12 protein-coding genes are annotated in these 12,617 nt (G+C 60.1%); 5 read left to right on the forward strand and 7 right to left on the reverse strand.

Features of this window, described 5'->3' with window-relative positions:
* Positions 1-10: 10 nt before the first annotated feature.
* The 5 genes from HUK82_RS02590 to HUK82_RS02610 form a co-directional block, all read right to left on the reverse strand.
* The gene (locus tag HUK82_RS02590) at positions 11-1,057 is read right to left on the reverse strand and encodes a DUF7146 domain-containing protein (RefSeq protein ID WP_176612464.1); all 1,047 of its coding nucleotides are present in this window, start codon (positions 1,055-1,057) and stop codon (positions 11-13) included.
* Positions 1,057-1,485, reverse strand: a complete 429-nt coding sequence (locus tag HUK82_RS02595; RefSeq protein ID WP_176612465.1) for a hypothetical protein — start codon at positions 1,483-1,485, stop codon at positions 1,057-1,059. Before HUK82_RS02595 ends, HUK82_RS02590 begins: the two co-directional genes overlap by 1 nt.
* An 83-nt stretch (positions 1,486-1,568) precedes the next feature.
* Positions 1,569-2,765 carry a DUF932 domain-containing protein gene (locus tag HUK82_RS02600; protein ID WP_176612466.1) on the reverse strand — a complete coding sequence of 399 codons (1,197 nt, stop codon included), beginning with the start codon at positions 2,763-2,765 and terminating at the stop codon, positions 1,569-1,571.
* Between the two features lie 254 nt (positions 2,766-3,019).
* A complete protein-coding gene (locus HUK82_RS02605) occupies positions 3,020-4,300 on the reverse strand; it encodes a hypothetical protein (protein ID WP_176612467.1) in 1,281 nt (426 codons plus the stop codon).
* A gap of 518 nt (positions 4,301-4,818) precedes the next feature.
* Positions 4,819-5,376, reverse strand: a complete 558-nt coding sequence (locus HUK82_RS02610; RefSeq protein ID WP_212648160.1) for a helix-turn-helix domain-containing protein — start codon at positions 5,374-5,376, stop codon at positions 4,819-4,821.
* A 338-nt stretch (positions 5,377-5,714) separates the two neighbouring features.
* On the opposite strand from HUK82_RS02610, the gene HUK82_RS02615 reads away from it, so the two are divergent.
* Positions 5,715-6,437 (forward strand): hypothetical protein, encoded by a 723-nt coding sequence (locus HUK82_RS02615; protein ID WP_176612494.1) that lies wholly within the window; start codon positions 5,715-5,717, stop codon positions 6,435-6,437.
* Between the two features lie 94 nt (positions 6,438-6,531).
* On the opposite strand, the gene HUK82_RS02620 is transcribed toward HUK82_RS02615, so the two are convergent.
* Positions 6,532-8,589: a ParB/RepB/Spo0J family partition protein gene (locus HUK82_RS02620; RefSeq protein ID WP_176612468.1), complete on the reverse strand. Its 2,058-nt coding sequence runs from the start codon at positions 8,587-8,589 to the stop codon at positions 6,532-6,534.
* A gap of 392 nt (positions 8,590-8,981) precedes the next feature.
* Here HUK82_RS02620 and HUK82_RS02625 point away from each other — a divergent pair, with 392 nt between their 5' ends.
* Entirely contained in the window at positions 8,982-9,176 is a 195-nt protein-coding gene (locus tag HUK82_RS02625) for a hypothetical protein (RefSeq protein WP_176612469.1), read from the forward strand.
* 12 nt (positions 9,177-9,188) lie between these two features.
* Positions 9,189-10,859: a recombinase family protein gene (locus HUK82_RS02630; RefSeq protein WP_176612470.1), complete on the forward strand. Its 1,671-nt coding sequence runs from the start codon at positions 9,189-9,191 to the stop codon at positions 10,857-10,859.
* Between the two features lie 263 nt (positions 10,860-11,122).
* On the opposite strand, the gene HUK82_RS02635 is transcribed toward HUK82_RS02630, so the two are convergent.
* On the reverse strand, positions 11,123-11,509 hold the full coding sequence (locus HUK82_RS02635; protein WP_212648159.1) for a VOC family protein: 387 nt from the start codon (positions 11,507-11,509) through the stop codon (positions 11,123-11,125).
* A 43-nt stretch (positions 11,510-11,552) separates the two neighbouring features.
* Between HUK82_RS02635 and HUK82_RS02640 the strand changes: the two genes are divergently transcribed.
* Together HUK82_RS02640 and HUK82_RS02645 are read left to right on the forward strand one after the other, a co-directional pair.
* Complete coding sequence (locus HUK82_RS02640) at positions 11,553-11,996, forward strand: MarR family winged helix-turn-helix transcriptional regulator (RefSeq protein WP_218061499.1); 444 nt, start codon at positions 11,553-11,555, stop codon at positions 11,994-11,996.
* Positions 11,997-12,217: 221 nt separating this feature from the next.
* Positions 12,218-12,517, forward strand: a complete 300-nt coding sequence (locus HUK82_RS02645; RefSeq protein ID WP_176612472.1) for an EVE domain-containing protein — start codon at positions 12,218-12,220, stop codon at positions 12,515-12,517.
* Positions 12,518-12,617 lie beyond the last annotated feature (100 nt).

Here is a 12,617-nt window from a genome sequence, read left to right on the forward strand (position 1 = left end):
TCCGGCCCGCTCAGGTGCCGGCGGCCTCCAGAAAGCGGGCCACGTCCGCTGGCGCGAGTTGGGGATGCAGGATCGCCCGCAGCGCCCCGCGTCCGAGGGCACGGAGATCATCGTTGAAATCGCCCAGCCGCGGCGACAGACCGATCATCTCGATCCCGGCGTCATTTGCGCGGGCGTGCAGCGTCGCCAGCGCCTGATCCCCGGCCGGGTCGTCATCGCGCAGCACGTAGAGACGGCGCAGCGTGGGCGGAAAGATCAGGGCAGCGAGATGTGCCGAGGACAGGCAGGCGGCCAGCGGCAGGTCGGGCAGAACCTGCCGCAGCGACAGCACCGTCTCGATGCCTTCCCCGGCGGCGAGCACATCGGTTACGACCCCGAAGCGCACGGCATGGCCGAGCAGGCCCCCCAGAGCACGACGCGGATGATCGACCGCCGCCTTGCCGCGCCCTTCCGCCGCCAGCCAGGTGCGATGCACCCCAGTCAGAGTGCCGTCGAGGTCGGTGACGGCGGCGATCATCGCGGGCCAGGTCTCGGTCGGACTGTCCTCGTCCGGGCGGTAAAAGCAGTGCGGATGGAAGCGCAGGGCTCCGGCTCCGTGCAAAAGCGTAATGTCGCGTCTACGGAGATACGCTTCTACGGACGTGCCCGCGATCGGCCCGGACATGGCCCAGAGCCGACGCGCGGCTTCGGAAGAACTGGCAGATCCGCGTTCCTGAACCGGGCGCTCCCGCGACGACGGTACTGGATCGGGGCGAGGGAGGCTGAAGAAGGCACGCGCCTCGTCGGCCACGTCGCGGAAGTCCACCAGGCCGAGGCTTTCGCGGATCACGTCGAGCAGGTCGCCATGCTCGCCCGACTGTGCGTCGGTCCACTTGCCGGCCCTGCCATTGGCGGTGTCGTGCAGCCGGACGAACAGCGACCGGCCGGGCGCATTCCGCACGTCACCGACCAGCCAGTAATTGCCGTGACGGCGACCGGCGGAAAGATACCGCCGGCACACCGCCTCCGCATTTTCCGCCAGACGACGGGCGAGATCGCCCGCATCATGCGAGGCCATTACCCCTGCCCTCCTGTGTCTGGATTGCCTCCGTCAATGGCGATCGCCAGCCAGCGATCGGTGGTCATCCATGAAATCGTCTTGCGCCTGCCAAGGTCAAGCAGATGCGCGCCGCCGCTGAACGCGCCGATCCGGGGATGGGACGCCGTATTGGCCCACTGGAATCCCCATCGGCCCCGCAACCGGAATGCCCGTGCGCAACGTAGCACGAATTCCACAACCTGATGCGGATCGCCGGTCGTCTCATCGTGCATCCAGAGTTTCGTGCCGCCATACTCAGGCACGATCGACAGAATAAAACCGTCAGACGGCGGGTCTTCCGCCGCCAGTTCGTCCATGAACGCGTTGTAGAGGTCGAGCGCCTTTGCGGCATTGTCCACTGTGCCCACGTCGAGAACGCAGGAAAAATGCGTGAAGAAATCGGCCATCGGAAGAACTCCCGAAACGAAAAAGCCCGGCTCAGTGGCCGGGCTCGTAAAAACGTCTTTAAGGAAAGACAGAGAAGCGGCTTTCAGGAAGCACGCTCCATCAGCCTGCGGGCCTTCTCTTCCAGATCCAGCCGCGTGTCCTGATTGGCCTTTGTCCGCGCCAGTGCCGTGATCCCCTGCACGAAATCGAACACGCTCTCCGGCTTGCGTCCCTCCTCGTGCAGCACGGTTTCGATGATCTTCGTAGTTTCCGGTTTCGAGAACCCGCGACGACGCAGGAAGATTTCACGATCCTCGTCACTCTTCGCCACCAGCGCCTTGCGCGAGGCCTGAATGCCGGAGACGAACGAGGCCGGGCTGGCGGTGGCGAAATTCCGGAGCGCCGGTGTCGCCTGATGCACGAAACGCGATGCGGCGAACTTGCTATGCCGGATCGTGATCTGTTCGAAATTTTCCACGCCCCACAACATGCGATTCTGGCACACTCCGCGCAGATAGAAGGAGGCGATGCCGAGGCTCTTGCTACCGACCTCGCTGTTCCAGGCATAGAAACCCCGGAAATAGAGATCGGGTTCGCCGTTGGGCAGACGGCCGGCTTCAATGGGATGCGTATCGTCCACAAGGAACAGGAAGACATCGCGATCCGATGCGTAGAGCGTCGTGGTTTCCCTGGTGATGTCGACATAGGGATTGTGGGTCATGGTGGCCCAGTCGATGACACCCGGCACCTTCCAGTTGGTATCACCCGTGCCATCCCCGGCGATCTTGCGTACCGCGCCGACCAGTTCATGGTCCCAGATGCGGCCGTAATCGGGACCGGTCACGGCGCGCAGTTCCACTCGACCGTCTTCGGTTTCCAGCGTTTTGACCAGTTCGGCGCGGTGCGACAGCAGCCCGTGCTGCAGGTTGATCGCCGCCAAGGGAGCCGGAAGATTGCGCAGGTACGACGACGGGGCACCAACCAGACTGCACATCTGGCCGAACGACCAGTGGGTGGGGGCGATCGGCTCGTTCTGTCCCGGCACGGTGAGCGTCAGGCGCTCGGCATTGTCGCGGCTCGCCTCCACGCGAATGGCCCGGCTTTCCACGGTGCGGGCCGAGGCCCGGTCTGCCCGCGCCAGCGTGGCGGCATGCAGGTCGGACAGCGACAGGTACCGCTCATCATCCGGGCGCGAGAACCACTCGGACGAGACGCGGGCATTGCGGTCGCCACGGGAGGGGTCGATCCGGAAGCCGCCGGACGCGGCATCACGGGACGCAGGGGACAGGATGGTGGTCATGGAAAACTCTCCTCTGATGCCGGTTATTCGGCAGCACAGGCGAAGCCGCCCTCTTCCTCTGATCACCACTTCCCACGCGGGATCCCATCCAACCCCAGAAACACCCAGCCTCTCATCCCGGAACACGGCGTTCCCCTCGCCTACCAGAAATCACGACAGCAATGGGTGGGGGGAAAACCGAGCAGTCCGCTTTCCGAGTGGAACCACTCAGAAGCAGACGTTTCCGCTCGCTTCAGGCGGTTCACCTCTTCAGTCTATGCTGGAGGCGAGTCGGCGGCCGGGGCCGAGTTCGGATTGGGGATTAGCCTTATCACCGTAGGGCCTTCGAGAGGTTCCCTGCTATCGAAAGCGTATGGCCGCCAACTCCCAACATTTCCGTAATGCTGGAAAACATCGTCAAAGACCGGACTTCCAATAAAATCTGGCTCTTTCACATCCCTGTCAGAGAAAGGAAGATGGAAAACGAATAGAAAACAACCTAGCCGAAATTCACCCACGATGTGCGGGAGCGGCGACTTCTCGTCCTTTCGGATGTAGACCGTCAGTTGTGCAGACGAATTTGGCGGAAGCGGTACGATTGCAGCCTGCACTGGTAGAAGAGCGCGGACTGGAGACGGCACTACTCCGTTACGCACCCAATCTATAGTCCGAGTGAGGTGGGCCAAGTTGTCCTCGGGAATGATCGAAAGCACAAACTTCGCTAATGTGCGGTAACAGCGTTCCGGTATGATGGGCAAATCACCAGCCAAATCAATCGTGATCACGCCGTCTTCGTTACGAAGCTTCTCTGTCGGCACGGCGACAACCATTTTCTCGCCATCGTTGAGGATGGTACCTCCATGACTTACTATGCGAAGGTTTCCGGCGCGGCCAGTAATTCCAAGGAAAGCACGCTGGATTTTGAGAAATTCAAGAAGGTGCGGCTCCAACTCATTGCCGAAGAACTCGTTGCAATCGTCACACTCGTCTGCGAGTATCAAGTGAATGTTCCCGAGTGCGCGCGAGATTGCATGCGCTTGTTTCACGAACTTGGCCCCATCCGCCTTGGAACGTCGACAGAACCGACAAGTGCGCCGCTCAATCTGTGCGTTGCCGACCTGCGTGCGCCGATCAGTACGCGCTACACAGCAATTATATTTGCTCAAAAGCCCACCAAACAACTGCCCATGTTTGGTGATGTCCTCCTCCTTCACCGTACCATTCGACCACCCGACCAACATCTCGAAGACGATAGTCTGCTCCGATGTCCACTCCCTCGCCGGAACGATAACAAATCCCTCGCCGTCGGCGAGCCCGCCAATTAGCTTAATGAACGCACCAAGCTGCGGGGCTTGTGCGCGCCGCTCGGCACAAAAGTTAGCGATGGCGGTTTTCAGCACTGGGGTGGCACGCTGGACCGCCTCGGTGTTTATTTGGCCATCCTTGACCGTCCCAAAGATACCGAAGAACGCTACGACGTCGGACTCGCCACAGGCGTGAAAATCTAAGCGGTGGTGTCGATCCTTCGTGAAGATGTCGACCGAAAATAAGGGCATTACGCGATACTCCTCGAAATGTGTACATTTGGAGCACGGTCGTCAGGGCTCAAGAGATACTTAGCTATCGGCTGCGACAGGTCGACCTCACCAATCCGCATCGACGATAGCCTCGCACTCATGATCGGCGAGATGCGCTCCTAGACCCACAGGCCGTCAACAAAGTCTTTGGAGGTGCCCCCCGAGATCAGCGCAGATCGACTTTCGCCCGCCGTACGGTCATGTCAGCTTTCGGGAAGTGCGAAACTCGCCTACAAGGTCGGAGAAGAGGCGACTACCGCCTGTCCGCTTAAGCAAGTGGAGCAAACAGGCGGCTTGGAGAGAGAACTGAATGGCGGCTCCGTGAAAGGAATACTCGGAAGCGGGCGCTACCACCTATCCCCGCGTGGTTCAGAGCACGTATCTGACAGCCCCAAGGACAATGAGACGAATTTAAGTTCTATATACTTAAGTAAAACGTCTGCATGGATGCCAATTCTGCTCTAATGAACGTCCTTTCGTGAATCATGAGCAGCCTTTTACCATATAGCCCTCCTAGAAGAGGGATAAGCTTTTTCATACTCATCATCTGAGAGTAGGTGATCAGCACGAAAGCTAGGATCGAGCGCAAACTGAAATACTGGAGCGATCGATATGCTACCGTCTAGATGGTATGTCGGACCGTCCAAGACGGAGTTAAAGAAAATTCTTTTGCGACGTTCGCTCTTAAATCCGGGAGACGACCAATATTGATGCGCAAAAGTAAGAAAATCATCCTCTCCGATATCAAGAGGTAAACTAACAATGGTCCACTTTATCCGGTCCGGCTGCCGCCACTTATCGCTCATTAATGCCGTATAGCGCTCAGCGGTCGCGATAATTGTCGACACTTGAATGCACATACCTGCACACCATCGAAGTAGATGCTCGAACGATAGTGGAGTTTTGCCTGTTTCGATCTTCGTCCAGGCGCTGGGGGTCATACTGCACATATCAGCGACCTGAGCCTGCGTCTGATCACGCTCTATGCGTACCGCGCGCAGTAGAACGAGGCAGATGTTGGTGAATGAGGCGGTCTTAGTTTCTAAAGCCTCCACGAGACTCTCCTCGCTCTATTCGTGAGTAAGGAGCACTATCAAGTTCCCAATAGGAATGTCAAGATTCTTTTTTGGAACTCCCAAAGGTTCTCATTTATGAAAGCGAAACCTGCACACGGCCTAGATTGCGGGAAGGGAAAGGCCTGATTTTTAGAGCATCTTTATAGCTTGAGGAAAACGTGTATGCCGATGTCCGCTCCCGTTGAAAAGGGAAGTCGTTTCTTGTGGCTGGCATGAAGGCGATAACCGAATTACAATGAAGGACGCGGGACGGAGATCGTCCCCGCGTGGCAAAGCCAGACTGGCAACTCGCACCGAGCTGGTTCATTGTTTCTGTGATGAATCCGTTTCGTTCGCCCGACACCGACCTTCCCCTGTCGCATGCCCTCATCCTGAAGACCGCGCTGCTGACGATCGGCTATATTGAGGAGAACGGCCCGATCGGCCTTACGCCCGCCAAGGCGCTCAAGCGCTATTTTGTCGCGTGGGCCGCCGAGGCATTTGACTGGCCAGCCTATACGGTCGAATACCTCTACGCCGTCAACAAAGTCCTGAATGAGCATGATTTCCCGCCGCTGGTGATCCTGCATGAGGTTCTGCTCAGCGCGAAGCTCGCACGGCATTTCAAGGGCACCCTGCGGCTGACCGACCTAGCGAGACAACTCAAATCAGAGCCTGCCCGGCTCTGGATACTGTTGACAACCCACCTCCTGTTTGTCGTCGACCACAGTCCTTACACCCGAAGCGATGAGCCGCTGTTCGGCAACTGGGATATCTTTCTCAACGTCATCAATATCGAGGCCCAGGCTGCCGTCACAGAAGAGCGGCTATGCGCGGTTCTCTACGGGGGTGAAGAGGAGGATATCCGTCACCGGGATTTCAAGCTGACCGCCAGTCTTTACGTCCATGTCCTGCGTCCGCTGTGCTGGGCAGGACTGCTCAACGAGCACCGAACCGGCACCGGCCTCAACAGGCGAGATTTCTATACCAAAACAGCATTGTGGACAGCAGCCCTCAAACTCGAAACAGATCGACACCTGCAGCCTATGACCCGTCACTGACCATCGTCGACAGCCATTCGGACGCGCCATCGCTCCCATATAAAAGGCGGCTTCCGGAGACCGGAAGCCGCCCATATCAGTCAATGGACAGATGTTACTCAGCCGCAACCGCGTCCAGGCTGTCGGGCATGTCAGCTGCTCCTACCTCTCCTTCACTCCGCCCTGCCACGTTCCTTGTGCGCAGCGCCTCTGGCAACCAGCCCGAACCGTCCAGAAGCCGCTCGGCAGCCTGCGCCATGTCGCCCTTCTTCATATGGGCGATGCGGTCGGCGGCCTCGTTACCCCGCGCCTCGCGCACGGCTTCGAGGATGCGCGCCTTGGTGACGCGGCCGAGATAGTTCTCCACCGTCGGCTGCCAGCCCGCTTCGGCTAGATCGAGCCTCAGCGCGGCGGCAAGCCGGTCGGCGCGGGCCAGCCGCTCCCTGACGCTACGCGCCAGAGACGGACCATGGGACGATTCATGCAGCGCGTTGATCCCGAAGGACAGGCAATGCGCCAGCAGAGCCAAGCGACTGGTGTCGTCCAGCCGGTCGAGCCACTGCCAGAGTGCATCCTCGTCCTCCGGTAGATCGTGCTTCCAGCCCTCGTTGCGCTGGCGCAGCGCGTGGGCGGGAAGGCTGCCCTGCATGTCGGGGGAATGGACCTGCAGCGGGATCTCCCGGACATAAGCTTCCAGGCAGTCCACGCCCGAGACCTGCCAGTAGACGTCACGCACCAGCGTGTGGAGCAGTTCGGTCAGCGCGATGTGCGGATTGCCAGCAAACGCATCGCGCAGCGCCAGCGTGCGCCAGGCCGTCAGTTCCGTCAGCAGGCGATCGGACAGCGGCTTCAGTCCGTCTTCCTCCTCGGGCTCGGCGTCCGGACCACTTTCCCGCAGGCCCCCTTCGCCATCGTCACCCACGCTGTGATAGACGACCGCATCATCATCACTCTCGGGAGCACCGTGGCCGTCCTCGGGCTCCGCCGGCACATCTTCCGGCCGGACGAAACCCCGTTCGACCAGCAGCGTGCCGTCCGTATCCAGGCTGACGAAGGCACCAGCCCGCGCCGTGTCCACCGGATCGAAGGATACCGGGCGTTCCTCCAGCGCCTCGATGGCCAGCTCGATCTCACCAAGGCGCGCGTCGATTTCCTCCGGGAACTCATCGGCCTGCGCGTATTCCGCCTCGATCGTTTCCTGCTCGCTGTGCAGCGCAGTCAGACGGGCGGTTTCTTCGTCCGAAAGCGCAACAGGCGTGCCCTCGATCTCCACGAAGTCCCGCGTGTGTCCCCACGGGAAAGACAGTGCCGTTTCGACCCATTTCCAGCCCTCGGCACGGATATCCTCTGCGGCTGACGACAGCTTTTCCATGACCAACCGGTCGAGCATGGTCGGATCCTGCAGCCAGCCGCCATCGTCTGCTTCGAACAAGTCGCGCATGACGGGACCGCCGGCAGCAAGATAGGCATCCAGCCCGACGAAACGCACGCGGCGATCCGATGCCCGGACGGTTTTCTCGGTCAACATGCGGCGGATCAGATAGGGCTCGCGGTTATGGCTCTGGGCAATAATCTCCCAGACCTGTTCCTGACGGGCGTGATCGTCGCTGATGGAAAATGCCATCAACTGATCCAGCTTCATGCCGTCCTGCTCGTAGATCTCGAGCAGTTTGTCGGACACGGTCATCAGCCGCAGACGCTGCTTCACCACGGCTGGCACGACGAAGAACGCGGCGGCGATCTCTTCCTCGGACATGCCTTTCCCCAGCATGTCGCGAAAGGCGCGAAACTGATCCAGCGGATGCAGCGCCACGCGCTGGACGTTTTCGGCCAGGGAATCATCCTCGGCAAGAATGGCCGATCCGGCCTCGCGCACGACGCAGGGCACCGGGGCGGTCTTCGCCAGCTTCTTCTGCTTCACCAGCAGTTCGAGCGCACGGAAGCGGCGGCCACCGGCAGGCACCTCATAGGTGCCGGTTTCTGCCCCCTCCCCGTTCAGGACGGGGCGGACGTGCAGGCTCTGCAGCAACCCGCGACGTTCGATATCGCGGGCCAGTTCCTCGATCGACAGGCCGGCCTTCACGCGCCGCACGTTGGACTGCGACAGCACCAGTTTGTTGAAGGGGATATCACGGGACGCATTGAGAGCGATTTTCTGGATGGCGCTCGCCATGGCGGGACACTCCGTGACGGACGGGCGGAAGCCTCTCTCCCACCCCTGAATCCGTCACGAAAACCCCACCTCCCTCTTCCTCTCTTCCGGCCCCACCAGACGCCGGATCGCCTCCACGGAACCGCGTAGAGACGGCTTTACGGAACGCAGGTCCGTGCCAGCCAACCTGCGAGTCGATGCACACTGCGATAAATGGCGACTATTATAGTCGCGACATCACCAATTTGTGATAGTGCCGACGGCGATAGCCGCGCGTGTTCGCGACTATCCCGAAGCCCTCTTCTTATGACCCATCCCTTTGTTTCCGTGTATTTTTCTGTTCACGCCCATCCCGTCCGACATCCACAGTGCCCTCAGAGCCAGGTACAGGTCCATGCAGAAAGGACGGGAAGATGGCACCCCAACGCGATACGATAGCTGGCAAGCTGCGGCTCGTTCTCGACGCCCCGGACGCCAACGTGACACCATTGCGCAGTGGAGCCGATCCGCGGCTGGTCAGTCTGGTCCGGCTTCTGGCCCGTCAGGCCGCACGGGATTTCGTCAACGCTGAAGTGGAGGCCACGAGGCGACGCGATCTCCAGGATTAGGGAGATGGGATTGTGAAAGTCGCGCTCTACGCCCGCTATTCGTCCGAAAACCAGCGTGATGCCTCGATCGAGGATCAGTTGCGCCTCTGCCGGCTTCACGCCGAAAAGCAGGGCTGGACGATCGTCGACAGCTACACGGACCGAGCGATCTCGGGTGCCTCCCTGCTCCGCCCCGGCATTCAGGAACTGATCCAGGATGCCACGCGCGGCCGCTTCACGATCGTGCTGGCTGAAGCCATGGACCGGTTGTCGCGCGACCAGGAAGATATCGCCGGCCTGTTCAAACGGATGACCTTCTCCGGTGTGCGGATCATCACCCTGTCCGAAGGCGACGTCACACACCTGCATATCGGCCTCAAGGGCACCATGAACGCCCTGTTCCTCAAGGATCTCGCCGAGAAGGTCCGGCGAGGGCTGCGTGGCCGGGTCGAGGACGGCAAGTCCGGCGGCGGCAATTCCTATGGCTATGACGTGGTGCGCCAGTTCGATGCGAAAGGCGAGCGCATCCGGGGCGACCGGACCATCAATGAGGAGGAGGCCCGCACGGTCAGACGGATCTTCACCGATTACACGCGCGGCAAATCCTCGCGCACGATCGCGATGGAACTGAACCGGGATGGCGTTCCAGGCCCGCAGGGACGCGAATGGGGCCCATCCACCATTCACGGCAATCGGGAACGCGGCACCGGCATCCTCAACAACGAGATGTATATCGGCCGTCTGGTTTGGAACCGGCTGCGCTATCTAAAGGATCCCGATACCGGCAAGCGCGTGTCACGCCTCAATCCTGAATCCGACTGGGTGATCCAGGACGTACCGGAACTGCGGATCGTCGAGCAGGATCTGTGGGATGCTGTAAAGGCCCGCCAAGCCGAAACAACCTTCAGCCAGCCGGAACGGGGAAACGAGGCCCTCAGTGAGCGTCGGCGTCCCCGCCATCTCTTTGCCGGTCTGATCCGCTGCGGCTGTTGTGGCGGTGGTTACAGCATGATCTCGAAAGACCTGCTCGGCTGTTCGACGGCCCGCAACAAGGGCACCTGCGACAACCGCCTGAATATTCGTCGCGATGCATTGGAGGCCTCGGTCCTGAGCGGGCTGCGCACGCATCTGATGGAACCCGACCTGTTCAAGGAATTCTGCAACGAGTTTACCCGCGAGGTGAACCGACTGCGCATGGAGCACGGTGCGGACCTCGCGGCGCGTCGTAACGAACTCGTCAGGGTCGAAAAGCAGATCAGGGGAATCATCACGGCCATCAAGGACGGCATGTACCAATCCTCCATGAAGGCGGAAATGGAATCCCTCGAAGCTCGTAAGACTGAGCTGATGCATCTTCTGACAGATGCAGAGGAACCGCCTCCCCTTCTCCATCCGAACATGGCGGAGATTTATCAGCAGCGGATCGCGTCTCTCTATGAAAGCCTTCAGGCCGAGGAGACGAAGACGGAGGCGGCCGAGCGCCTGCGCACACTCGTCTCGCAGATCACGCTTCAGCCGGCCGACGGCGAACTGGCGATCATCCTGCGCGGCGACCTGGCGGTGATCCTGCGGTTCGCGGCGCACAAGAAAAACGCCACGGTCCATCCGGACAGTGGCGTTCTTGATACGTTCGTATCGCAAATATCGTTGGTTGCGGGGACACGGTCTGGCCGATACCGACATTCCCTCCACATTGCCGTCTAAGCTGGACTTAAGCAGTTTTGAGCGATGAATCGGATGTGAAGACGCATAGGATTCCTGTGCATCTTGGGGCGGGCGAGACACTGCTGCGAAGAAAGCAAGATATGACCAATGGAGGGAGAAGGCGGCAACAATGTTGGGTTCAGCGGGATAGCCTCGTGGCTGGCACGGTTCCGGACGGCCTTCACGACGCCGACATGGCGTCGGGTTCTTGTGCTGGCATCCGGTGCGATCGTGTCGCCGGGACGGCACTTAACCGCCAAAGTTCAGCGTTGCGCAGTGTGGAACGTGATGGCGTAGCCATCGGGATCGCTGGCCACAAAGAATCTGCCGAACGGGCCATCGCGCAACTCGGTCAGCACCTTCCCGCCACGCTGGACGACCAAGTCGTGGAACGTATCTGCGTCGTCGCAGGCAACCCACAGCACCATGCCAGTTCCCAAGGGACCATTCTCGGGCAGAGGTCGCAGCGGTTCTCGCAGTGCCAGCGCAATGGGCTTGGTGGTGAAGACAACGGCACCGGGCGTATTTCGGTCCCCTGCTGTGAAACCGAACACGTCCCTGTAGAACGCGGCGGACACGGCGAGGTCGCGAACCTGCAGAGCGATGAAGGATGGTCCGATTGGAATTGCCATTGTTGTGCGTTCCAGCATATTATCAGGTTCCTTATATTTATATCAGGCTCCTTACATGTCAATGCGTAAAATGAATCCGTCGAGCGGAGAGGCCTGGATCGGTTACAGTCTGAAAATCACTCAACATCGTCTGCGCCAACGGTTGGAGGCAGAACTGACCGGGATTGGTGTCTCCGCGTCTCAGAATGCGGTTCTGCTCGCCATAAGCAATAATCCGCAAATCTCGAATGCTTCTTTGGCGCGAGCTGCCTTCGTGACACCGCAATCCATGCAGGGCATGCTTGTCACGCTGGAGCGAGACGGGTTCATCGTGCGCACGCCGCATCCCGAACATGGGCGGATCATCATGACGGAGCTGACCGAAAAGGGCAAAGCAGCGGCACAGGCTGGCATAATCGCGGCCGAGACTGTCGAGCGGCAGATGCTCATCGGCTTGACCGACGACGAAGCCAGACTGCTGGGTGATCTGCTGCGGCGCTGCGCTGACGCGCTTGAGGCGGCCTGACATCATGTCGTTCTGGATGGGTGTCGCATCGGCACAGCATGCGCGCGGCGGACGTGATGGTGGTTTTGCACAACTTGGGCACGGCAAACATATCGCGGTGAAGTCTCTCCGGAAGGGCGACTGGATCGTCTACTACTCCCCCCCTGTCTGTTGGTGATGTGCGAAAGTGGGCGGTGGAAGGGAGCCCGTCCCCCCCGAGGGTCTGGAGCCCGTTTGGGAGCATGGGTGAAGGGGAGACGGTTCAGGCATTCACAACCATCGGCCGCGTGACGTCGGACGCCCCTTATCGAGCCGAACAGGCGATGAACTTCCATCCATATCGGGTTGACGTGGATTATCTGAAGAACGCTCAGCCCGCTCCGATCAAACCTCTGCTGGACAGGCTCCGGCTGACCCGCAATCAGGGAACCAACTGGGGTATCGCGATGCGCGGACCGAAACGCCGCCTGGACGAGATAGACATACGGCTGATCGCGGAAGCGATGGGCGTCCTCGCGGAGTTCGAACATTTGCAGGGCTAACATTTGCTGAGAGCGGGAGGATGCTCCATGCTGGCAATGGCTTTCGGGGAGTTGGAAACTCGTAGTTGCTGGTCGCAATGATGGCGACTTCTACCCATCT

This window comes from Ameyamaea chiangmaiensis (genome assembly GCF_013376175.1).
GTDB lineage: Bacteria > Pseudomonadota > Alphaproteobacteria > Acetobacterales > Acetobacteraceae > Ameyamaea > Ameyamaea chiangmaiensis.

Coding starts and splice junctions, on each gene's coding strand:
- HUK82_RS02635 (WP_212648159.1), bottom strand. CDS start 11,509: ATGCTGGAACGCACAACAATGGCAATTCCAATCGGACCATCCTTCATC.
- HUK82_RS02605 (WP_176612467.1), bottom strand. CDS start 4,300: ATGCCCTTATTTTCGGTCGACATCTTCACGAAGGATCGACACCACCGC.
- HUK82_RS02600 (WP_176612466.1), bottom strand. CDS start 2,765: ATGACCACCATCCTGTCCCCTGCGTCCCGTGATGCCGCGTCCGGCGGC.
- HUK82_RS02615 (WP_176612494.1), top strand. CDS start 5,715: ATGAATCCGTTTCGTTCGCCCGACACCGACCTTCCCCTGTCGCATGCC.
- HUK82_RS02590 (WP_176612464.1), bottom strand. CDS start 1,057: ATGGCCTCGCATGATGCGGGCGATCTCGCCCGTCGTCTGGCGGAAAAT.
- HUK82_RS02595 (WP_176612465.1), bottom strand. CDS start 1,485: ATGGCCGATTTCTTCACGCATTTTTCCTGCGTTCTCGACGTGGGCACA.
- HUK82_RS02640 (WP_218061499.1), top strand. CDS start 11,553: ATGCGTAAAATGAATCCGTCGAGCGGAGAGGCCTGGATCGGTTACAGT.
- HUK82_RS02625 (WP_176612469.1), top strand. CDS start 8,982: ATGGCACCCCAACGCGATACGATAGCTGGCAAGCTGCGGCTCGTTCTC.
- HUK82_RS02620 (WP_176612468.1), bottom strand. CDS start 8,589: ATGGCGAGCGCCATCCAGAAAATCGCTCTCAATGCGTCCCGTGATATC.
- HUK82_RS02645 (WP_176612472.1), top strand. CDS start 12,218: ATGGGTGAAGGGGAGACGGTTCAGGCATTCACAACCATCGGCCGCGTG.